General features: G+C 74.3%; 18 protein-coding genes. 11 read left to right on the top strand and 7 right to left on the bottom strand.

What is annotated here, in order from left to right; translation table 11 throughout:
• Positions 1-58: 58 nt before the first annotated feature.
• Both ACF1ED_RS17400 and ACF1ED_RS17395 read right to left on the bottom strand, forming a co-directional pair.
• Complete coding sequence (locus ACF1ED_RS17400) at positions 59-880, bottom strand: glutamate ABC transporter substrate-binding protein (protein ID WP_391761265.1); 822 nt, start codon at positions 878-880, stop codon at positions 59-61.
• A 54-nt stretch (positions 881-934) separates the two neighbouring features.
• Positions 935-1,720, bottom strand: a complete 786-nt coding sequence (locus tag ACF1ED_RS17395; RefSeq protein ID WP_391761263.1) for an amino acid ABC transporter ATP-binding protein — start codon at positions 1,718-1,720, stop codon at positions 935-937.
• Positions 1,721-1,982: 262 nt separating this feature from the next.
• On the opposite strand from ACF1ED_RS17395, the gene ACF1ED_RS17390 reads away from it, so the two are divergent.
• Together ACF1ED_RS17390 and ACF1ED_RS17385 are read left to right on the top strand one after the other, a co-directional pair.
• Entirely contained in the window at positions 1,983-2,705 is a 723-nt protein-coding gene (locus ACF1ED_RS17390) for a response regulator transcription factor (protein ID WP_391761261.1), read from the top strand.
• A gap of 18 nt (positions 2,706-2,723) precedes the next feature.
• The gene (locus ACF1ED_RS17385; RefSeq protein ID WP_391761259.1) at positions 2,724-4,121 is read left to right on the top strand and encodes an ATP-binding protein; all 1,398 of its coding nucleotides are present in this window, start codon (positions 2,724-2,726) and stop codon (positions 4,119-4,121) included.
• Positions 4,122-4,320: 199 nt separating this feature from the next.
• On the opposite strand, the gene ACF1ED_RS17380 is transcribed toward ACF1ED_RS17385, so the two are convergent.
• A complete protein-coding gene (locus ACF1ED_RS17380) occupies positions 4,321-5,319 on the bottom strand; it encodes a TAXI family TRAP transporter solute-binding subunit (RefSeq protein WP_391761257.1) in 999 nt (332 codons plus the stop codon).
• Between the two features lie 766 nt (positions 5,320-6,085).
• Here ACF1ED_RS17380 and ACF1ED_RS17375 point away from each other — a divergent pair.
• A complete protein-coding gene (locus ACF1ED_RS17375) occupies positions 6,086-7,252 on the top strand; it encodes a four-carbon acid sugar kinase family protein (protein WP_391761255.1) in 1,167 nt (388 codons plus the stop codon).
• Between the two features lie 257 nt (positions 7,253-7,509).
• On the opposite strand, the gene ACF1ED_RS17370 is transcribed toward ACF1ED_RS17375, so the two are convergent.
• On the bottom strand, positions 7,510-8,130 hold the full coding sequence (locus ACF1ED_RS17370; RefSeq protein ID WP_391761253.1) for an isochorismatase family protein: 621 nt from the start codon (positions 8,128-8,130) through the stop codon (positions 7,510-7,512).
• Positions 8,131-8,220: 90 nt separating this feature from the next.
• A complete protein-coding gene (locus ACF1ED_RS17365; RefSeq protein ID WP_391761251.1) occupies positions 8,221-9,249 on the bottom strand; it encodes a GlxA family transcriptional regulator in 1,029 nt (342 codons plus the stop codon).
• Between the two features lie 121 nt (positions 9,250-9,370).
• Here ACF1ED_RS17365 and miaB point away from each other — a divergent pair, with 121 nt between their 5' ends.
• Together miaB and ACF1ED_RS17355 are read left to right on the top strand one after the other, a co-directional pair.
• Positions 9,371-10,900, top strand: coding sequence for a tRNA (N6-isopentenyl adenosine(37)-C2)-methylthiotransferase MiaB (gene miaB / locus ACF1ED_RS17360; RefSeq protein ID WP_391761249.1), 1,530 nt, complete (start codon positions 9,371-9,373; stop codon positions 10,898-10,900).
• A 144-nt stretch (positions 10,901-11,044) separates the two neighbouring features.
• On the top strand, positions 11,045-11,752 hold the full coding sequence (locus ACF1ED_RS17355; RefSeq protein ID WP_391761247.1) for a class III extradiol dioxygenase subunit B-like domain-containing protein: 708 nt from the start codon (positions 11,045-11,047) through the stop codon (positions 11,750-11,752).
• Positions 11,753-11,863: 111 nt separating this feature from the next.
• On the opposite strand, the gene ACF1ED_RS17350 is transcribed toward ACF1ED_RS17355, so the two are convergent.
• Both ACF1ED_RS17350 and ACF1ED_RS17345 read right to left on the bottom strand, forming a co-directional pair.
• Positions 11,864-12,178, bottom strand: coding sequence for an antitoxin (locus ACF1ED_RS17350; protein WP_391761245.1), 315 nt, complete (start codon positions 12,176-12,178; stop codon positions 11,864-11,866).
• 28 nt (positions 12,179-12,206) lie between these two features.
• Positions 12,207-12,491 (bottom strand): hypothetical protein, encoded by a 285-nt coding sequence (locus ACF1ED_RS17345; RefSeq protein WP_391761243.1) that lies wholly within the window; start codon positions 12,489-12,491, stop codon positions 12,207-12,209.
• Between the two features lie 248 nt (positions 12,492-12,739).
• Here ACF1ED_RS17345 and miaA point away from each other — a divergent pair, with 248 nt between their 5' ends.
• The 6 genes from miaA (at position 12,740) to hflX (ending at position 21,110) form a co-directional block, all read left to right on the top strand.
• Positions 12,740-13,678, top strand: a complete 939-nt coding sequence (gene miaA / locus ACF1ED_RS17340) for a tRNA (adenosine(37)-N6)-dimethylallyltransferase MiaA (RefSeq protein ID WP_391761241.1) — start codon at positions 12,740-12,742, stop codon at positions 13,676-13,678.
• A 108-nt stretch (positions 13,679-13,786) separates the two neighbouring features.
• Positions 13,787-14,239: a hypothetical protein gene (locus tag ACF1ED_RS17335; protein ID WP_391761341.1), complete on the top strand. Its 453-nt coding sequence runs from the start codon at positions 13,787-13,789 to the stop codon at positions 14,237-14,239.
• 101 nt (positions 14,240-14,340) lie between these two features.
• Positions 14,341-15,216 (top strand): diaminopimelate epimerase, encoded by an 876-nt coding sequence (dapF, locus tag ACF1ED_RS17330; protein WP_391761239.1) that lies wholly within the window; start codon positions 14,341-14,343, stop codon positions 15,214-15,216.
• Between the two features lie 218 nt (positions 15,217-15,434).
• Entirely contained in the window at positions 15,435-17,579 is a 2,145-nt protein-coding gene (locus tag ACF1ED_RS17325) for a RelA/SpoT family protein (protein ID WP_391761237.1), read from the top strand.
• A 335-nt stretch (positions 17,580-17,914) separates the two neighbouring features.
• Positions 17,915-19,474, top strand: a complete 1,560-nt coding sequence (locus ACF1ED_RS17320; protein ID WP_391761235.1) for a M1 family metallopeptidase — start codon at positions 17,915-17,917, stop codon at positions 19,472-19,474.
• 142 nt (positions 19,475-19,616) lie between these two features.
• Positions 19,617-21,110 (top strand): GTPase HflX, encoded by a 1,494-nt coding sequence (gene hflX / locus ACF1ED_RS17315; protein WP_391761233.1) that lies wholly within the window; start codon positions 19,617-19,619, stop codon positions 21,108-21,110.
• Positions 21,111-21,168 lie beyond the last annotated feature (58 nt).

Genomic DNA, 21,168 nt, shown 5'->3' with positions numbered 1-21,168 from the left:
CCGGTGGTGCCGTGGCGGCCGCGCCCCGGAGGGGCGGCCGTCACGGCGAGGGGCGAGGTCAGCCCGCGATCTTCGGGGCCGGCTCGTTCTTGTAGCCCGAGGGGCCGAAGTGCGTCTTCACGAGCTTGTCCCAGGTGCCGTCGGACACCATCTTCTCCAGGGCCTTGTTGATCTTGCCCTTGAGCTCGGAGTCGCCCTTCTTGATGCCGATGCCGTAGTTCTCGTCGCTCATCGACAGGCCCGCGAGCTTGAACTTGCCCTGGTGCTCCTTCTGCGAGGCGTAGCCCGCGAGGATGGAGGCGTCCGTGGTGAGGGCGTCGACGGCCTTGTTCTCCAGGCCGGTCAGGCACTCGGAGTAGCCGCCGAGCTGCTGGAGGTCGGCCTGCGGGGCCAGCTTCTCCTTGACGTTCTGCGCGGAGGTCGAGCCGGTGACCGAGCAGAGCTTCTTGGAGTTGAGGTCCTCGACCTTGGTGATCGACGTGTCGTCGGCGCGGACCAGCAGGTCCTGGTGGGTCAGGAAGTACGGACCCGCGAAGTCGACCTCCTTGAGGCGCTTCTCGTTGATCGAGTAGCTCGCGACGACGAACTTCACGTCGCCGTTCTTGATGAGGTTCTCGCGCTCGGCCGACGGGGCCTGCTTCCAGTTGATCTTGTCCTCGGCGAAGCCGAGCTCCTTGGCGACGTACTTGGCGACGTCGACGTCGAAGCCCGCGTACGAGCCGTCCGGGGTCTTCAGGCCGAGACCCGGCTGGTCGAACTTGATGCCGATGGTGATCTTGTCGCCGTTGCTGCCCGAGTCCGAGCCGGAGCCGCAGGCGGTGGCGGTCAGGGCGAGGACGACGGCGGCCGCGGCAGCCGCGGAGGCGTTGCGAAGCTTCATGGGTGAACGTCCCTTGGGTAGCGGTGAGTTGCGAAGACTAGATCGTCGACTCGCTCAGTGGTGCAGGATTTTGGAGAGGAAGTCCTTCGCCCGGTCGCTGCGCGGGTTGCTGAAGAACTCCTCGGGGGTGGCCTGTTCGACGATCCTGCCGTCGGCCATGAAGACGACCCGGTCCGCTGCCGAGCGGGCGAAGCCCATCTCGTGCGTCACGACCACCATCGTCATGCCCTCCCGGGCCAGCTGCTGCATGACCTCCAGGACCTCGTTGATCATCTCGGGGTCCAGGGCCGAGGTCGGCTCGTCGAAGAGCATGACCTTGGGGTCCATGGCGAGCGCGCGGGCGATCGCCACGCGCTGCTGCTGGCCGCCGGAGAGCTGTGCCGGGTACTTCTCGGCCTGTGCGGCCACGCCCACCCGCTCCAGCAGGGTGCGGGCCTTGGCCTCCGCCGCCTTCTTCTCCGTGCCGCGCACCTTGATCTGACCCAGCATCACGTTCTCGATCACGGTCTTGTGCGCGAAGAGATTGAACGACTGGAAGACCATGCCGACGTCCGACCGCAGCCGGGCCAGCTCCCTGCCCTCCGCGGGCAGCGGCTTGCCGTCGATCGTGATCGTTCCCGCGTCGATGGTCTCCAGGCGGTTGATCGTGCGGCACAGCGTCGACTTGCCGGATCCCGACGGCCCGATGACGACGACGACTTCACCGCGGCCGATCGTGAGGTCGATGTCCTGCAGCACGTGCAGCGCGCCGAAGTGCTTGTTCACCCCGGACAGGACGACCAGGTCCTCCTGGGCCCGCGGGGAGTCCTCGTGGTCCTTGGACACTGCCACTCCGCTCATCGGCCTCTTGCTCCGTCCTCCTCGGTTGGGAGGACACTAGAGACACGTCCGGATGACCGTCATCACATCTGAGCGGAAATTGAGGATAACGATAGGGCCACGGGCGGCCACCCTGTGTGAAGGTGGCCCGCGGAGCCGTACCGGGTGGGTAACGGAAGCGGACGGTCCGCCGGGGGACACTTGACTGTGACGTCGGTGATCGGCGTTCATGGGCGTTCATGCCCCGATCCGGGGCACCCCGGGCGAACGAGAGGAGAAGACCATGCGCCTGCTGCTCGTCGAGGACGACGACCACGTCGCCGCGGCCCTCTCCGCGATCCTCGCCAAGCACGGCTTCGCCGTCACCCACGCGCGCAACGGCGAGGAGGCCCTCCAGGCCGTCCTCCCCACCGCGCAGGGCGACCGGCCCTCGTACGGCGTGATCCTGCTCGACCTCGGCCTCCCCGACCAGGACGGCTACCAGGTCTGCGCCCGCGTCCGGAAGCTCACCACCACCCCGGTGATCATGGTGACCGCCCGTGCCGACGTGCGCTCCCGGATCCACGGCCTCAACCTCGGCGCCGACGACTACGTGGTCAAGCCCTACGACACCGGCGAACTGCTCGCCCGCATCCACGCCGTCTCCCGGCGCACCGCGGGACCCGGCCCCGACGAGACCGCCGGCGGTACGGGCTCCGCCGCCGAAGCCGCCGTGCTCCGCCTCGGCGCCGTCGCCGTCGAGCTGCCCACCCGGCGCGTCAGCGTCGACGGCGAGCCCGTCGCCCTCACCCGCAAGGAGTTCGACCTGCTCGCCCTCCTCGCCCAGCGGCCCGGCGTCGTCTTCCGCCGCGAGCAGATCATCTCCGATGTCTGGCAGACCAGTTGGGAGGGGACCGGCCGCACCCTGGAGGTGCACGTCGCCTCGCTCCGCTCCAAGCTGCGGATGCCCGCCCTGATCGAGACCGTGCGGGGCGTCGGCTACCGCCTGGTCCCCCCGGCCGCGTAACCCCCGGCCGCCCCGCCCGTGCGCACCCGACTCCTCCCCCTGCTCATCGTCCTGATGGCCGGGGTCCTCCTCGCCCTCGGCTTCCCGCTCGCCGCCAGCCTCGCCGCCGCCCAGCAGCAGCGGGTCGTCGTCGACCGCCTCGACGACGGAGCCCGCTTCGCCGCGCTCGCCCAGTTCGTCGACGACCCCGCCGCCATCAGCGACGAGCGCCGCACCACCCTCGGCGGCGAGCTCGCCAGCTACCACGACGTCTACGGCATCCGGGCCGGCATCTTTTACCGCGACAACCGCGCCATGGCCGCCGCCCCCGAGGACTGGGTCGTCCCCTACGACGGCGAGGGCCGCCGGGCCTTCAACGAGGCCCTGCTCGGCCGCCGCAGCCACGACCCGCCGCAGGTCTGGCCCTGGCAGCCGCACGCCCGCCTCACCATCGCCTCCCCGGTGGTCCGCGACGGCGACGTCGTCGCCGTCGTCGTCACCGACTCGCCCACCGGCGACCTCCGCGCCCGCATCCTGCGCGGCTGGCTGGTGATCTTCGCCGGCGAGGCCGCCGCCATGCTCCTCGCCGTCGGCGCCGCCGTCCGCCTCACCGGCTGGGTGCTGCGCCCGGTCCGCGTCCTGGACGGCGTCACCCACGACATCGCCACCGGCCGGATGAACTCCCGGGTCGCCGAGGCCGGCGGCCCGCCCGAACTGCGCCGCCTGGCCCGCTCGTTCAACGAGATGGCCGACCACGTCGAGGAATCCCTGGAGCAGCAGCGGGCGTTCGTCGCCGACGCCTCGCACCAGCTGCGCAACCCGCTCGCCGCACTGCTGCTCCGCATCGAGCTGCTCGCCCTCGAACTCCCCGAGGACAACGAGGAGATCGCCTCCGTGCGCACTGAGGGCAAGCGGCTCGCCCGGGTCCTCGACGACCTCCTCGACCTGGCCCTCGCCGAACACGCCGAAGCCGACCTGCGGTTGACCGACGTCGGCGCGCTCACCGCCGAGCGGATCGCCTCCTGGCGCCCGGTCGCCGACGACAAGGGCGTCGGGCTGACCGGGGAGTGCGGGGCGGCCACGGGCTGGGCCGACCCGGTGGCGCTGTCCAGCGCGCTCGACGCGGTCGTCGACAACGCGCTGAAGTTCACCCCGGCGGGCGAGCGGGTCACGGTCCGGGTCCTCCCCGGGAAGGACTCCGTGGAGGTCGTCGTCGCCGACCTCGGCCCCGGCCTCACCGAGGAGGAGCTGGGCCGGGTCGGCGACCGCTTCTGGCGCTCCGGACGCCACCAGAACGTCAAGGGCTCGGGGCTCGGCCTCTCCATCGCCCGCGTCCTGCTGGCCGCCACCGGCGGCGGGATCGCCTTCGCCCCGAACGAGCCGCACGGACTGCGCGTGACGGTCACCGTGCCACGGCACGCCCCGGCCGACCGGTGAGGACGGAGCCGGTACCGCCTGGGGCGTGGGGTGGCGGCGGGGGTGCGCGTCGGGCGATCGGTGGGTGCGGAGCCGGTGCGTCCCAGGGTGTGGCCGGGTGGCGGGGGTGCGCGTCGGGCGGCCGGTGGCGGTGGAGCCGGTACGCCCCCGGGTGGTGGGGTGCGCTCTGGCCGGCCGGTGGCGGCGGAGCCCGTACGGCTCAGGGCTTGACCGAGCGGTAGTAGCGGCGGGCGCCGTCGTGGAGGGTGAGCGGCTCCGTGTAGACGGCCGTCCGCAGGTCCACCAGCTGCGCCGGGTGCACCCGGCTGCCGATGGTGTCCCGGCTGTCGATCACCGACCGGGTGAAACCCTCCACCAGGTCCGGATCGGCCTCGGCGGTCGTCACCATCAGGTTCGCCACCGCCAGGGTCCTCACCCGCTGCCCGTCCTGCGCGGCCTCGTACGCGTCGGCCGGGATCACGGCCGAGCGGTAGTGCCAGGTCGACTCGCCCACGTCCCGCAGCGCCTCCACCAGCGCGTCGTCCACCGGGATCAGCCGGACCGAAGTCCGCTCCGACAGCGTCTGCACGGCCCGGGTCGGCAGCCCGCCGGACCAGAAGAAGGCGTCCAGGCTGCCGTTCTCCAGCATCTCCGGCATCGAGTCGATGCCGACCGGCACCGCCGTCACGTCCCGGGACGGGGTGAGCCCGGCCGCCGCGAGGACCCGGTCCGCTATCAGCCGGACGCCCGAGCCGTCCTGGCCGACGCCGACCCGCAGCCCGCGCAGGTCGGCCACGCTCTGGGCGGACGCGCCCTTGCGCACGACGAGCTGCACGTAGTCGTCGTAGAGCCGTGCGCAGCCGCGCAGCCGCTCGAATCCCGGCCGGCGGTCGCGGATGTACTGCGCCACGGCGTCGGCGGTCGCCACCGTGAAGTCGGCCTCGCCGGAGGCGACCCTCGCCAGGTTCTGCTGGGAGCCCTCGCTCTCCTTGAGGGTGATCGAGACCTCGGGGAGGTCCTTGGCCATCGCCTGCTTCAGCAGCTCGCCGTAGTGCTCGTAGACGCCGCTGCGGACCCCGGTGCTGAACGTGACGGAGCCCCTGGGCGTCGAGGCCCCGAACGGCGCCAGCCACCACAGCAGCACCCCGCCGACCGCGAGCAGCGCGGCCGCGAGCGCGAGGGCGCGGCGGCGGGCGGCACGGGTGAGCGAGGTGAACATGCCGTCGATCCTGCCAGGTGGCCGCCGCCGCTGGCCAGGGAGAACCGGCGCGGCCGGCTGTGACCTCCACTGCGCCGTGGCTCCCGGTGGCGACGGGACCACGGGCAGCCACGACCGGGGCGCCGGTCGCCCGTGCCCCGGCTCCTCCGGTCCTTCCGGTCCTTCCGGCCGTTCCGGTCCTTCCGGCCGCCTCGGGGGCCTGAGCGTCCGCCGCGCGCCGGGACGCGTACGTCGTGGCTCGTACGCCGGGACCCGTACGCCGGGACCCGTACGGACAGGGCGGCGCCCGCCCGGCTGCCTCAGCCCCCCAGCTGCCCCCGCCCGCCCCCCGTCTCTCCCCCCCCCGCCCCGCCCCACCCCACCCGCCCCGGTCGGCGCGTGTGCGCTCCGCCGAAGCGGTGAGTGGGCGTCGGGAGGGGTGCCGTGCCGTGTGTCCTGTCGTGGCGCCGGGGGGTGTCCGGCTAGCGTCGGGCACGGCTCGGTGATCTTGAGGGCAGTCCCCTCTGCCCGCCCCTGGCCCCCGCCGAGCCGACAACTCGCCCCTGTCCCAAGGGAGTTTCCGCATGCCCGTGACCACGGCACCCGTCTGCCGCCGCGCCGTCGCCGCGTCGGCCGTCCCCGCCCGGCCCCGTCCTCCGGGCCGCACCGGAAGCGGCGGCGCCCGGCGGGCGCTGGACTGAGCGGGCCGCGCGGGTGAGGGTGGGGCGAGCGCACGCGCCGAGTGCCGCGCGCCGCCCGCGCCCGTACGACCCCGAGGAAGCCGCCGATGCGCCCCGCCCCGCCCGTCACCCCGCCGCGCGTCGCCGTCCTCGCCGACGACCTGACCAGTGCGGGGGACGGGGCGGCGCCCTTCCGCCGGGCCGGTCACCCGGCCCGGGTGCTCCTCTCCGGCAGTCCGTTCCACGGCCACGGACGGGAGGACGGGGTCCTCGCCGTCGACCTCGGCAGCCGGCTCCTGGACGAGACCGGAGCGGTCGCCCGCACCCGGGAGGCGGCCCGGGCCCTCGCCGGCGCGGGGCTGCTCCTCAAGACCGTCGACTCGACGCTCCGGGGCCACGTGGCCGCCGAGATCCGCGCCGCGCGGGAGGGCTCGGGGCGGCGGGCGGTCGTGATCGCGCCCGCCTTCCCCGCCGAGGGCAGGACCACCCGCGACGGCGTGCAGTACGTCCGCGGAGTCCGCGTCGACGAGAGCGAGTTCGCCCGCGACCCCGCGCACCCCGTCCGTACCGCCGACCTCGCCCGCATCCTCCCGGAGGCCGTCCTCGTCGACTCCGGACGGCCGGAGCTCCTGTCCGGTCTCCTCCCGGACGGCGGCCTCTTCGTCTGCTCCGCCGCCACCGACGCGGACCTGGACCGGATCGTCGCCGCCGTGCCCGACCACCGGGCCGTCCTGTGGGTCGGCTCCCCGGGCCTGGCCGCCGCCCTCGCCCGCCGCCACACGCGCGCAAGGACGTACGGCGAGGGTGAACTCCCGCTCGCCACACGCCCTTTGGTCGCGGTCGGAAGCGCCAACCCCGCCACCCGCAGGCAGCTCGCCCTGCTGGCCGCCGAGCCGGGCGCGGTCAGCGCCGTCGCCGCCGGCCCGCTGTGCGCCGCCGACACCCCCGTACGCATCCTCCACACGCCCCACGAACGGCGGGCGGACCCGGGCGAGCCGACCAGGGCGCTCGCCGCGTCCGTGGCCGCCCTCGCCGGCCGCGCCCCCTTCGACGGGCTCGTGCTCACCGGCGGGGAGACCGCCGAGGCCGTGCTGCGCGCGCTCGGCGCCCACGGCATCGACCTCCACGACGAGCCCGAACCGGGCATCGCGCGCGGCACCCTCGCGGGCCCGGCGGACGCGCCCCGGGTCCCCGTCGTCATCAAGGCGGGCGGCTTCGGCGACGAACGGACCCTCGTCCGCCTCCACGCCCTGCTGACCGGCGCCCCCGCCTGAGGCGCACGTCCGCGGCCACAGCAGGAAGGCGCCGAGCGGGACCCCGGCGAGGAGCGGCGGGCTCGCCGGACCCCTCCCCGGCCCAGGGAGCGCGGCTCGGAGCCGGTATGCGCGTTCCCGTCCGGTCCCCCTGCGGAAAACCGCGGGGTACCGGTCCTCGCCCGGTCCTCGCCCGGTCCTCGCCCGGTCCTCGCCCGGTCCTCGCCCGGTCCTCGCTCGGCCCGCCGGCCCGGCCGCCGAGCCGCGGGGCGCGGTGGTCAGGCCGGCAGGTCCGCCGCCGTCGGCACCACGACCGCGAAGACGTCGGTCAGGCCGGTCAGCGCGGCCCGCTTGAGCTCGGCGGCCGGCACGACCGTCCCGTCCGGCGCGGTGAGGGAGCGGGTGGCGGTGGCCCCGGCGACGACGGTCGGCCGGTAGCCCAGGTTGAACGCGGCCTGGGCGGTGTAGTTCACGCACATGTGGGTCATGAACCCGGCCAGGACCAGGTCCTTCCCGGCGCCCGCCGCGAAACCGAGGCCCGTCAGGACCTTCTCCAGGTCGGTGGCGTGGAAGGCGTTCGGGAAGTTCTTCACCACGACCGGCTCGCCCTTGGCCGGAGCCACCTCGTCGCTGATCGCGCCGACGTGCGCCGTGAGGTCGTACGGGGAGCCCTCGCCGCTGTCGTGCTGGACGTGCACGACCGGGGCGCCGGCCGCCCGGGCGCGGGCGAGCAGCCGCGCCGCCTCGGCGACGGCCTCCTCCGCGCCCTCCAGTGCCATGACGCCGGAGCGGTAGGTGTTCTGGAGGTCGATGAGGACCAGGACCGCCTCGGAGAGGCGGGCCGGCTCGTCGGTCAGACCGGAGAGGGCGCGGAGGGGGGTGGAGGGGGTGATGCTCATGTCGGTACCTTTCGTAAGGAATCGGACTGGTTGAAGGCGTGGCGGGGCCACCGGCCCCGCCGGGGCGGTGGGGCGATCGAGGGACGGGGCTCAGCCCGTCCCGGTGCGGAACCGGCGGCGATAGGCCGCCGGGGTGGTCGCGAGCTGCCGGCGGAACGCCCGGTGCAGGGTCTCCACCGAGCCGAGCCCCGCCCGCGCCGCCACCTCGGCGAGCGGCGCGTCCGAGGTCTCCAGATGGCGCCTGGCCACCTCGATCCGGGCCGCCTCCACGTAGGCGGCGGGGCTCGAACCCGTCTCCTGCGCGAAGACCCGGGCGAAGTGCCGCTCGCTCAGGCACATCCGGCCGGCGAGCCGCTCCGCGGACAGGTCCTCGTCGAGGTGGTCCGCGATCCAGAGCCGCAGCTCGTCGATGTCCCTCCGGCCGGCCGCCGGACGGCTCAGCGGCACCGAGAACTGGCTCTGGCCGCCCTGCCGCTTCAGGTACATGACGAGCTGCCGGGCCACCGCCAGCGCGGTCCCCTCGCCCAGGTCCTCCGCCACCAGGGCGAGGGAGAGGTCGAGGCAGGCGCTGATCCCGGCTCCGGTCCACAGCCGGCCCCGGTCGGTCCGCACGAAGATCGGATCGGGGTCGACGGTGACCTCCGGGTGGTCGGCCGCCAGCTGCGCGGCCGTCGACCAGTGGGTCGTCGCGGACTTCCCGTCGAGCAGACCGGCCGCCGCGAGGACGTGCGCGCCGACGCAGACCGACGCCACCCGCCGGGCGTGCGGCGCGGTCTCCCGCACCCACCGCACGACCTCGGGGTCGAGCCGGGCGACGACCCCGCCGTCCGGAGCCGGGTCCACCGCCCCGGGGACGAGCAGCGTGTCCACGTCCGCGCCGACCTCGTCGAAGCCGAGGTCGGCGACCAGCCGCACCCCCGCCGAGGTCCGCACCTCCCCGGCGCCGCCCGGCGCGGCCAGCCGCACCCGGTAGCGGGCGGCGCCCGTCTCCCGGTTGGCCAGCGCGAAGACCTCGGCCGGCCCGGTGACGTCGAGGAGGTCCACGTCGGGGAAGACCGCGACGACGACCCGGTGGACGGGGTGCGCCGCGGGGGCCGTGGTGGAGGGCGTCTCGGACATGTCCCCACCCTCGCCCGCCCCGCCGCATGACGGCAATGACGATTCCCTGTCACATCCGGACACCGGGCCGGCTCCCGCGTCCGGCCGGGACCCCTTCGGCGACCGCCTACTCTTGGATGTCATGACCAGCAGCAGCGACCGGAGTCTCACAGTGGGCATCGAAGGACCGAAGACCTACGACATTCGCACCTACGGGTGTCAGATGAACGTCCACGACTCCGAGCGGCTCTCCGGTCTGCTGGAAGAGGCGGGCTACGTCCGCGCCCCCAAGGAGGCCGACGGCGCGGACGTCGTCGTCTTCAACACCTGCGCGGTCCGTGAGAACGCCGACAACAAGCTGTACGGCAACCTCGGCCACCTCGCCCCGATGAAGACCGCCCGCCCCGGCATGCAGATCGCCGTCGGCGGCTGCCTCGCCCAGAAGGACCGCGACACGATCGTCCAGCGGGCCCCCTGGGTCGACGTGGTCTTCGGCACGCACAACATCGGCAAGCTGCCGGTCCTGCTGGAGCGCGCCCGCGTCCAGCAGGAGGCGCAGGTCGAGATCGCCGAGTCCCTGGAGGCCTTCCCCTCCACCCTGCCGACCCGCCGCGAGTCGGCGTACGCGGCCTGGGTCTCGATCTCGGTCGGCTGCAACAACACCTGCACCTTCTGCATCGTCCCCGCCCTGCGCGGCAAGGAGGAGGACCGCCGGCCCGGCGACATCCTCGCCGAGATCGAGGCGCTGGTCGCCGAGGGCGTCTCCGAGATCACCCTGCTCGGCCAGAACGTCAACGCGTACGGCTCCGACCTCGGCGACCGCGAGGCCTTCAGCAAGCTGCTCCGCGCCTGCGGCGCCATCGAGGGCCTGGAGCGCGTCCGCTTCACCTCCCCGCACCCGCGCGACTTCACCGACGACGTCATCGCCGCCATGGCCGAGACGCCCAACGTGATGCCGCAGCTGCACATGCCGCTCCAGTCCGGTTCGGACCCGGTCCTCAAGGCCATGCGCCGCTCCTACCGGCAGGAGCGCTTCCTCGGGATCATCGAGAAGGTGCGCGCCGCGATCCCGCACGCCGCCATCTCCACCGACATCATCGTCGGCTTCCCCGGCGAGACCGAGGAGGACTTCGAGCAGACCATGCACGTGGTCCGCGAGGCCCGCTTCGCCAACGCCTTCACCTTCCAGTACTCCAAGCGCCCCGGGACCCCGGCCGCCGAGATGGACGGCCAGATCCCCAAGGAGGTCGTGCAGGCCCGCTACGAGCGCCTGGTCGCCCTCCAGGAGGAGATCTCCTGGGACGAGAACAAGAAGCAGGTCGGCCGCACCCTGGAGGTCATGGTCGCCGAGGGCGAGGGCCGCAAGGACGGCGCCACGCACCGCCTGTCCGGCCGCGCGCCCGACAACCGGCTCGTCCACTTCACCAAGCCGGACCAGGACGTCCGCCCCGGCGACGTGGTGACCGTCGAGATCACCTACGCCGCCCCCCACCACCTGCTCGCCGAGGGCCCGACCACCGCCGTCCGCCGCACCCGCGCGGGCGACGCCTGGGAGAAGCGCACCGCCGCGGCCGCCGCCAAGCCGGCCGGCGTCCTGCTCGGCCTGCCGAAGATCGGCGTCCCCGAGCCGCTCCCGGCGGCCGAGGTCCCGGCCTGCGGCGCCGGACACTGAGAGGCCGCCGCACACCGCCGCGGGAGCTGCCGGGCCTGGCCGCCGCGGGAAGCCGTCGGCCGGCCACGGCGAAGCCGCCGGCAGGCCGCTGACCGGCCGTTGTCCGGCCGTTGTCCGGGGCCGTGGGGCAGTAGGCTGCGGATCATGCTTGTCGCCGCAGCCGTGTGCCCCTGCCCGCCGCTCCTCGTGCCCGAGGTCGCGAGCGGTGCCGCCCCCGAGCTGGAGGACGCGCGGGCGCACTGCGCGGACGCCCTCGGGGTGCTCGCCGCCGCCCGGCCCGACCGGCTGTACGTCGTCGGGCCGGCGTCCGGGGACGCCCCGGGCGTCTTCCCGGCCGGTTCCACCGGTTCCTTCGCCGGCTTCGGCGTCGACCTCTCCGTGCGCCTCGGCGAAGGCCCCGGGGGCGCCCGCCCGTTGCCGGCCCCGCTCGCCGTGGGCGCCTGGCTGCTCTCCCGTACCGCCCGGTCCGACGTCCCGGTCGAGGGGCTCGGGGTCGACGAGCGGGCCACGGCGGAGGAGTGCGCCGCGGCCGGCCGCCGGCTCGCCGCCTCGGCCGAGCGGGTCGCCCTGCTGGTCCTGGGCGACGGCAGCGCCTGCCGGACCGTGAAGGCCCCCGGCTACTTCGACGAGCGCGCCGCCGGCTTCGACGCCGAGGCCGCCCGTGCCCTGGGCTCCGCCGACGTGCCCGGCGTCCTCGCGCTCGACGCCGGTCTCGCGTACGAGCTGAAGGCGGCCGGACGGGCCCCCTGGCAGGTCCTCGCGGGCGCCGCCGAGGGCGCGGACCTGGCCGGCCGCCTCCTCCACGAGGACGCGCCGTACGGCGTCGAGTACCTGGTCGCCGTCTGGTCCTGAGCGGCGGGCCTCCGCGCGCGGCGCGATGTGACATGACGAGGCGTGACGAGGGCCGCGGAGCACGTGCTCCGCGGCCCTCGTCACGCCTCGCCGTACGGGCGGGCCGGGTCCCTAGGCGGCGGGCGGCGGCGGGGGAGTGCCGCCGGGGCCCGGCGTGCCCGGAGCGCCCGGAGCGCCAGGCGTCCCCGGCGTGCCGTCGGTGCCGGGTGTGCCGTCGCCCTTGTGCCCGATCCGGTCGATGGCCTCCTTGGCCTTGCCGGTGCCGGACTGGATCTTGTCGCTGTACTTCCCCTTGGTCTTCTCGTCGACCATCCTCGCGGCCTTGTCCAGACCCTGGTCGATCTTGTCCCCGTGCTGATGCGCGAGGTCCGAGACCTTGTCCTTGGCCGGGCCCAGCTTGGCCTTCAGTGAATCCAGGAGACCCATGGGGCACCTCTCCGTGTCCGTGTCCTGCCTACCTGCGGGCGGTCCCGCCCGTTTCGCTGTCCGCGTCGGCGGCCGTACCGGCCGACTGCTGCCGCGGGATCTCCACGACCTCGGCGACCGCCTCCTCGGACTCCGCCTCCGGAACGCCTTCCCCGGAAGGAGCCTTCGAAGCGGGCTCCTCCGAAGCGGACCCCGCCGGGACCGGCTCCGGGGCGGTCAGCCCCGCGACCGTCACCCGCGTCACGCCGCCGTCCTCCGTGACATCGGTCTCGGTCGCTTCGGTCGCTTCGGTCGCTTCGGTCGCTTCGGTCACCTCGATCACCCCGGCCGTCCCGGCCGAGACCTCCGCGGCACCCTTCCTCTTCCGGCGAAACATTGCGAAAACGCCCATATTCACTCCAAGCCTACTTGTCGGGGGGTGCCGCGCGGGGGAGCGACGGCCGGAACACGGCCGGAACACCACGCGGCACGGCCGGAACCACGCAACGGGCAACGAACCCCCCACCCCCCTGTCACGTCGCTCGTTCGGGGACGCCCTCCGGGGTTTGCGAGACTGGGGCGGTGAGAAGTGCAGCTCCCGCACCGCGGGTCATCGCCGTCGTCGGCCCCACGGCAGCCGGAAAGTCCGATCTGGGTGTGTTCCTGGCCCAGCAGCTCGGCGGCGAGGTCGTCAACGCCGACTCGATGCAGCTCTACTGCGGGATGGACATCGGGACCGCCAAACTGACGCCCGGGGAACGCGGCGGCGTCCCCCACCACCTCCTCGACATCTGGGACGTCACCGAGGCCGCCAGCGTCGCCGAGTACCAGCGCCTCGCCCGCGCCGAGATCGACCGGCTGCTCGCCGAGGGCCGCACCCCCGTCCTCGTCGGCGGCTCCGGCCTGTACGTGCGCGGCGCCGTGGACGCCCTGGAGTTCCCCGGTACGGACCCCGGGGTCCGGGCCCGTCTGGAGGCGGAGCTGGAGGAGCGCGGCTCCGGCGTCCTGCACGCCCGGCTCGCCGCCGCCGACCCCGGGGCGGCCCGGGCGATCCTCCCCAGCAACGGGCGCCGGATCGTCCGCGCCCTGGAGGTCATCGAGATCACCGGCAAGCCCTTCACGGCCAACCTCCCCGGCCACGAGTCCGTCTACGACACGGTCCAGATCGGCGTCGACGTCGCCCGCCCCGAGCTCGACGAGCGGATCGCCACCCGCGTGGACCGCATGTGGGAGGCGGGCCTCGTCGACGAGGTCCGCGCCCTGGAGGTGCTGGGGCTGCGCGAGGGGCGCACGGCCTCCCGCGCGCTCGGCTACCAGCAGGTGCTCGCGGCGCTCGCGGGGGAGTGCACCGAGGACGAGGCGCGCGCCGAGACCGTGCGCGCCACCAAGCGCTTCGCCCGCCGCCAGGACTCGTGGTTCCGCCGCGACCCGCGCGTCCACTGGCTCAGCGGGGCCGCCGATCACCGCGGGGAACTCCCGCGGGAGGCGCTGTCGTTGGTCGAACGAGCGGTTACAGCCTGATCACGTGATGGCATCGGGACGCTCTGGCCGTCATTTCGGCGGTCGGGAGCGTGCCATCATCGAGCATCGATCGACCAAGTGGAGTCCGAGTGGGGAGGGCGCGTGGCGATGGAGGCCGGCCCTCGCGACAGAGAACAGCACGAGTCGGTCCCCGGGGACGCCCCGGGGCTGACCCCCGACGGTCCCGACGACGCGGAGGGCACCGCGGTCGAGATCGCCGCCGATGAGGTCGAGGTCGAGCTGCGCCCGCGGCGCCTGCTGAGGATCTGGCAGCTCGCCCCGATCGTGGGGCTCGCCGCCGTCGGCTCCCTGATGTTCGCCTTCCCCCTCGCCTTCGGCTCCGGCGACGGCGGCGCGGTCGTCGCCATGCTCGGACTGCTCATCAGCTTCTGCGCCGCCGGCTGGGGCGTGATGGCCGCCCGCAAGGTCGGCTACACCTGGCCGGGACTGCCGAAGCGCGGCTCCGGCGAGCGGCCGGACTGGCGGGTCCTGGCCCTCTACGCGATCACCATCGCGGCCCTCGTCGCCCTCGCGGTCTGGCGCGTCGCCCGCCTCCGCTGAGCCCGGCGGGTCCTCACGGGCACGCCCCGCGGACAGACGACGCGGGCCCGCCCCGTGGACAAACGGAACGGGTGTCCGGGCGGCACCGTACAGTTGATCTCGTGACCAGCACGCAGACCACCCCGCTCCGTTACCTCAAGGGCCACGGCACCGAGAACGACTTCGTGATCGTCCCCGACGCGGAGAACGAGATCGACCTGCCCCCCGCGCTCGTCGCCCGGCTCTGCGACCGCCGCGCCGGACTCGGCGGCGACGGCGTGCTGCACGTCGTGCGCAGCGCCGCCCACCCCGAGGCCCGCGCCATGGCCGGCGAGGCCGAATGGTTCATGGACTACCGCAACGCCGACGGCACCGTCGCCGAGATGTGCGGGAACGGGGTCCGGGTCTTCGCCCGCTACCTGGAGCACGCCGGCCACGTCACCGCCGGCGAGGTCGCCGTCGCCACCCGCGGCGGCGTCAAGCGCGTCCACCTCGACAAGGACGGCTCCGTCACCGTCTCCATGGGCCGCGCCGTCCTTCCCGAGGCCGGCGTCACGGTCGCCGTCGACGGACGCAGCTGGCCCGCGCGCAACGTGAACATGGGCAATCCGCACGCGGTCGCCTTCGTCGAGGACCTCGCCCACGCGGGCACGCTCTACGACGAGCCGCCCTACGAGCCCGCGTCCGTCTACCCGGACGGGGTCAACATCGAGTTCGTCGCCGACCGGGGCCCCCGCCACGTCGCCATGCGCGTCCACGAGCGGGGCGCCGCCGAGACCCGCTCCTGTGGCACAGGCGCCTGCGCCGTCGCCGTCGCCACCGCCCGCCGCGACGGCGCCGACCCGGCCGCGACCGGCGCCCCCGTCACGTACACCGTGGACGTCCTCGGCGGCACCCTGGTCATCACCGAGCACCCCGACGGGGAGATCGAGATGACCGGACCGGCCGTCATCGTCGCCGAAGGCACCCTGGAGCCCTCCTGGCTCGCCCAGGGCTGAGCCCGGCCCCGCGGTCGCCCGCGGCGCCCCTGCCGGGGGGCTCCGCCGGGCGGCGTAATCGAAACGGTCAACGACTCCCGCGTCGCTCGAATGGGTGATCCGATTCACGCTGGGCGAGAGGGGGACTGCGCCACGTGGTGGGGTCGGTAGCATCAAGCACCGGCCCCCCGGGCTCCCCCCGCCCGTCCACCGCCGGTCGACGTCGCCGGAGGTGCCCCATGAGCGCAGAGGCCACGAACCCCGTGAGCGCGGCCGAGGCCGCAGTCACCGACACGGGCGTCCGCAGGCGCGGGCGCGCCCGGCTGGAGCTGCGGAGGATCGGCCGCGCCGCCCTGCTCGGCGCCACCGCGGGCCCCGCCCCACGAGACCGGCTGCCCGACGCCATCAGCCACGTCGCCGAGGCGCACCGGGCGCACCATCCCGAGGCCGACCTGTCGGTGCTGCGCCGGGCCTACGTCCTGGCCGAGTCCTCGCACCGGGGACAGTTCCGCAAGAGCGGCGAGCCGTACATCACCCATCCGCTCGCCGTCACGCTCATCCTCGCCGAGCTGGGCGCCGAGACCGTCACCCTCACCGCCTCCCTCCTCCACGACACGGTCGAGGACACCGAGGTGACGCTCGATCAGGTGCGCCGGGAGTTCGGCGACGAGGTGGCGTACCTCGTCGACGGCGTCACCAAGGTGGAGAAGATCGACTACGGCGCCGCCGCCGAACCCGAGACCTTCCGCAAGATGCTCGTCGCCACCGGCGACGACGTCCGGGTCATGTCGATCAAACTCGCCGACCGGCTCCACAACATGCGCACGCTCGGCGTGATGCGGCCCGAGAAGCAGGCCCGCATCGCCAAGGTCACCCGGGACGTCCTCATCCCCCTCGCCGAACGGCTCGGCGTCCAGGCGCTCAAGACCGAGCTGGAGGACCTGGTCTTCGCCATCCTCCACCCCGAGGAGTACGAGGCCACCCGCGCGCTCATCGCGGACGCCACCGGCTCCGGCTCCCCGGACGCGCTCGCCGCGGTCGCCGAGCACGTCGCCACCGTGCTGCGGGAGGCGGACATCGCCGCCGAAGTCCTCGTCCGCCCCCGCCACTTCGTCTCCGTCCACCGCGTCCGCCTCAAGCGCGGAGACCTGCGCGGCTGCGACTTCGGACGGCTCCTCGTCCTCGTCGCCGAGGACGCCGACTGCTACGCGGTCCTCGGCGAGCTGCACACCTGTTTCACCCCGCTGATCTCGGAGTTCAAGGACTTCATCGCGGCCCCCAAGTTCAACCTGTACCAGTCGCTGCACACCGCGATCGCCGCCCCCGACGGGGCCGTCGCCGAGGTGCTCATCCGCACCCACCGCATGCACAAGGTCGCCGAGGCGGGCGTCGTCGCCCTCGGCAGCCCGCACGGCACCGCCCCCGACCAGGCCGACCTCCCCGAAGGCCCCGAGGCCGCCGAGGACGGCGAGCGCACCGACCCGACCCGGCCCGGCTGGCTCGCCCGCCTCCTCGACTGGCAGGAGTCCGCCCCCGACCCCGACACCTTCTGGAGCTCGCTCCGCGCCGACCTCGCCGAAGACCACGAGATCACCGTCTTCCGCGCCGACGCGGGCACCCTCGGGCTGCCCGCCGGCTCCACCTGCGTCGACGCCGCCTACGCCCAGCACGGCGAGGCCGCCCACACCTGCCTCGGCGCGCGCGTCAACGGCCGGCTCGCCCCGCTGAGCACCGTCCTCTCCGACGGCGACACCGTGCAGCTGCTCCTCGCCCAGGACAGCCACTCGGGGCCCTCCCCGGAATGGCTGGACCACGCCCGCACCCCGGCCGCCCGGATCGCCATCACCCGCTGGCTCCAGGCGCACCCGGAGGCCGCCCACCAGCCGGCCGCCGCCCCCCGGCCGCCGCTCAGCGTCGCCGCCGACCGCAGCTCGGGCGCCGAGCTCCACGCCGACCTCGACGGCGCCCCGCCCGCCCCGGTCCGGCCGGCCGGCTGCTGCACCCCCGTGCCCCCCGACACGATCACCGGCTTCCGGGTCCGGGGCGGCGCCGTCACGGCCCACCGCACCGGCTGTCCGGCCGTCGACGTCATGCTCCGGCTCGGCCGGGCCGTCGTCCCCGTACGGTGGGGCGACGCCGCCCACTGCCGGGTCACCCTGGTCGCCGAATCGTTCGGCCGGCCGGGTCTGCTCGCCGACCTCACCGAGGCCATCGCCGCCGCCGGCGTCGAGGTCGTCTCCGCCACCGTCGAGCCGCCGAACGAGCAACGGGTCCGCCACACGTACACCCTCCAGCTCACCGACGCCGCCGAACTCCCGAACCTCATGCGCGCCATGCGCGACGTCCCCGGCGTCTACGACGTCGGCCGCACCCACCGCCTCTGACACCCGGCGCCTCCGGCACCCGGCGCCTCTGACACCCGCCGCCTCTGGCACTCACCGCCTCCGGCACCCGGCGCCTCTGGCACTCACCGCCTCTAACACCCGGCGCCTCTGACACCCACCGCCTCCGGCACCCGGCGCGCCCGGCCCTCGCGGCCTGCGGCATCCGCCGTGTCCGACCCTCGCCGCGTCCGGCACCCGCCGTCGCCGACGCCCGGTGCCTCCCCCACCGGCTCGCGCTCAGGGAGGGGGCGGCGTCCACGCGCGCGTGACTCCTTCGGGTGGCGGGTGCGCGCGTCGGCGCGGGGCGCGGGGCAGGGCCCTGGTAGCCCTGGCCCATGCCGTTCACTTCCCGGTCGCCCGCGCCGTCCTCCCCCGCGACCGCGGTGCCGCCGCCCCGCCCCCCGGCCGCCGCCACCCCGCCCGCGGGCGGCCCCGCGCGGCGGGCCCGCGGGGCCCGGCTCCGGTCCGCCGTCCTCGTCGCCGCCACCGCGGGGCTGATCGCCGCCGCGCTGCCCGCCCCCGCGCCCCTCGGCATCGGCGACCCGCTCTTCCCGCACCTCGGCAACCCCGGCTACGACGTCCTCGCCTACGACATCGACCTCACCTACTCCGGCGTGAACACCGAGCCGCTCGCCGCCGTCACCCGCGTCGACGCCCTCGCCACCGCCGACCTCGACCGGCTGCACCTCGACTTCACCCACGGCACGGTCTCCGGCGTCACCGTCGACGGCGTGCCCGCCGCCCACCGGACCAGCGGCGAGGACCTCGTCGTCACGCCTGCCGCACCGATCCACGCGGGCGAGCCCGTCACCGTCACCGTCCGCCACACCAGCGACCCGCGCGGCCCCGCCTCCAACGGCGGCTGGGTCCGCACCTCCGACGGCCTCGCCATGGCCAACCAGGCCGACGCCGCCCACCGGGTCTTCCCCTCCAACGACCACCCCTCCGACAAGGCCGCCTTCACCTTCCGGATCACCGCCCCGAGCGACCTGACCGCCGTCGCCAACGGCCTGCCCGCCGGCCGCGCCGAGCACGGCGCCACCACCACCTGGACCTACCGCACCCGCCACCCCATGGCCACCGAACTCGCCCAGGTCTCCATCGGCCGCTCCGCCGTCCTGCACCGCACCGGGCCGCGCGGCCTCCCCGTCCGGGACGTGGTCCGAGCCCAGGACCGGGAGGCGATGGAGCCCTGGCTGCGCAGGACCCCCGGCCACCTGGAGTGGATGGAGGGCAAGGTCGGCCCGTACCCCTTCGAGACGTACGGCGTGCTGATCGCCGACGCCACCACCGGCTTCGAGCTGGAGACCCAGACCCTGTCCCTCTTCGAGCGGCGGCTCTTCACCGACACCCGCTTCCCCGAGTGGTACGTCGACGCGGTCATGGTCCACGAACTGGCCCACCAGTGGTTCGGCGACAGCGTCTCCCCCCGCGCCTGGTCCGACCTGTGGCTCAACGAGGGACACGCCAGCTGGTACGAGGCGCTGTACGCCGACGAGACGGCCGGCAGGTCCATGGAGCGGCGGATGAAGGCCGCGTACGCCTCCTCCGACGGCTGGCGCGCCGACGGCGGACCGCCCGCCGCCCCCCGCCCGCCCGCGCCCGGACAGAAGATCAGCCTCTTCCGGCCCGTCGTCTACGACGGCGGCGCCCTCGTCCTCTACGCCCTCCGGGAGACGATCGGCACCGCCGCCTTCGACCGCCTGGAACGGCGCTGGGTCGTCGAGCACCGGGACGGCACCGCCTCGACCGCCGACTTCACCGCCCTGGCGGAACGGGTCTCCGGCCGGGACCTCGACGCCTTCTTCGCCGGCTGGCTGTACGGCGAGAAGACCCCGCCGATGCCCGGGCACCCGGACTGGCGCGGCCTCCCGCCCGCGGACGCGGACCGCTGAGGAAACCCGCGTGACGGGCGCGGGGCGGCCGTGTCACCATTTTCAGGTCGGCGACGCGGCCGGCCGGGAGTTCCCCCGGGAATCTTCCGGAGCGGTCGCACGTTGTACCCGACACCATCGTTTCAATCGACGTAAGGATCCAATGACCTCCTCTTCTTCCCCTTCCCAGGACGAGCAGAGCTTCGCGCAGTCGCGCCGCACCGAGAGCCTTCGGGCCGATGCCCTGATGGAAGAGGACGTCGCCTGGAGCCACGAGATCGACGGAGAGCGGGACGGCGAGCAGTTCGACCGCTCCGAGCGCGCGGCCCTGCGCCGCGTCGTGGGCCTCTCCACCGAGCTCGAGGACGTCACCGAGGTCGAGTACCGACAGCTGCGCCTGGAGCGCGTCGTGCTCGTCGGCGTCTGGACCTCGGGGACCGTACAGGACGCCGAGAACTCCCTCGCGGAGCTCGCGGCCCTGGCCGAGACGGCGGGCGCCCTCGTCCTCGACGGCGTGATCCAGCGCCGCGACAAGCCCGACCCGGCCACCTTCATCGGTTCCGGCAAGGCCCAGGAGCTGCGGGACATCGTCGTCGAGACCGGCGCCGACACCGTCGTCTGCGACGGCGAGCTCAGCCCCGGCCAGCTCATCGCCCTCGAAGACGTCGTCAAGGTCAAGGTGGTCGACCGGACCGCCCTGATCCTCGACATCTTCGCCCAGCACGCCAAGTCCCGAGAGGGCAAGGCCCAGGTCGCCCTCGCGCAGATGCAGTACATGCTGCCGCGACTGCGCGGCTGGGGTCAGTCGCTCTCCCGGCAGATGGGCGGCGGCGGCGGTGGCGGCATGGCCACCCGCGGTCCCGGTGAGACCAAGATCGAGACCGACCGGCGCCGCATCCGCGAGAAGATGGCGAAGATGCGCCGGGAGATCGCGGAGATGAAGACCGGCCGTGACATCAAGCGGCAGGAGCGGCGCCGGAACAAGGTGCCGTCGGTCGCCATCGCCGGATACACCAACGCGGGCAAGTCCTCCCTGCTCAACCGCCTCACGGGCGCCGGCGTCCTGGTGGAGAACGCGCTGTTCGCCACCCTCGACCCGACCGTCCGCCGGGCCGAGACGCCGTCCGGCCGGGTCTACACCCTGGCCGACACCGTCGGCTTCGTCCGGCACCTGCCGCACCACCTGGTCGAGGCGTTCCGCTCCACCATGGAGGAGGTCGCCGACGCCGACCTCATCCTGCACGTGGTGGACGGCTCGCACCCCGTCCCGGAGGAGCAGCTGGCCGCCGTGCGCGAGGTCTTCCGCGACGTCGGCGCGGTGAACGTGCCGGAGATCGTGATCATCAACAAGGCCGACGCGGCCGACCCGCTGGTCCTCCAGCGACTGCTCCGCGTCGAGAAGCACTCCATGGCCGTCTCCGCCCGCTCGGGCGAGGGCATCGAGGAGCTGCTCGCCCTGATCGACCGCGAGCTGCCGCGCCCGGAGGTGGAGATCGAGGTCCTGCTGCCGTACACGCAGGGCGGCCTCGTCTCCCGCGTCCACGCCGAGGGCGAGATGCTCTCCGAGGAGCACACCCCGGAGGGCACCCTGGTCAAGGCCCGGGTGCACGAGGAACTGGCGGCGGCACTCGCGCCGTACGTCCCCGCCGCGCACTGAGCGCGGACCGCACGAGGCACCGGGGCTCCGGCCCCCCTCCCGACCGGGAGGGGGGCCG

The organism is Streptomyces sp. NPDC014656, from assembly GCF_043084305.1.
Lineage (GTDB): Bacteria > Actinomycetota > Actinomycetes > Streptomycetales > Streptomycetaceae > Streptomyces.
This window is presented reverse-complemented; position numbering and strand designations above follow the sequence as displayed.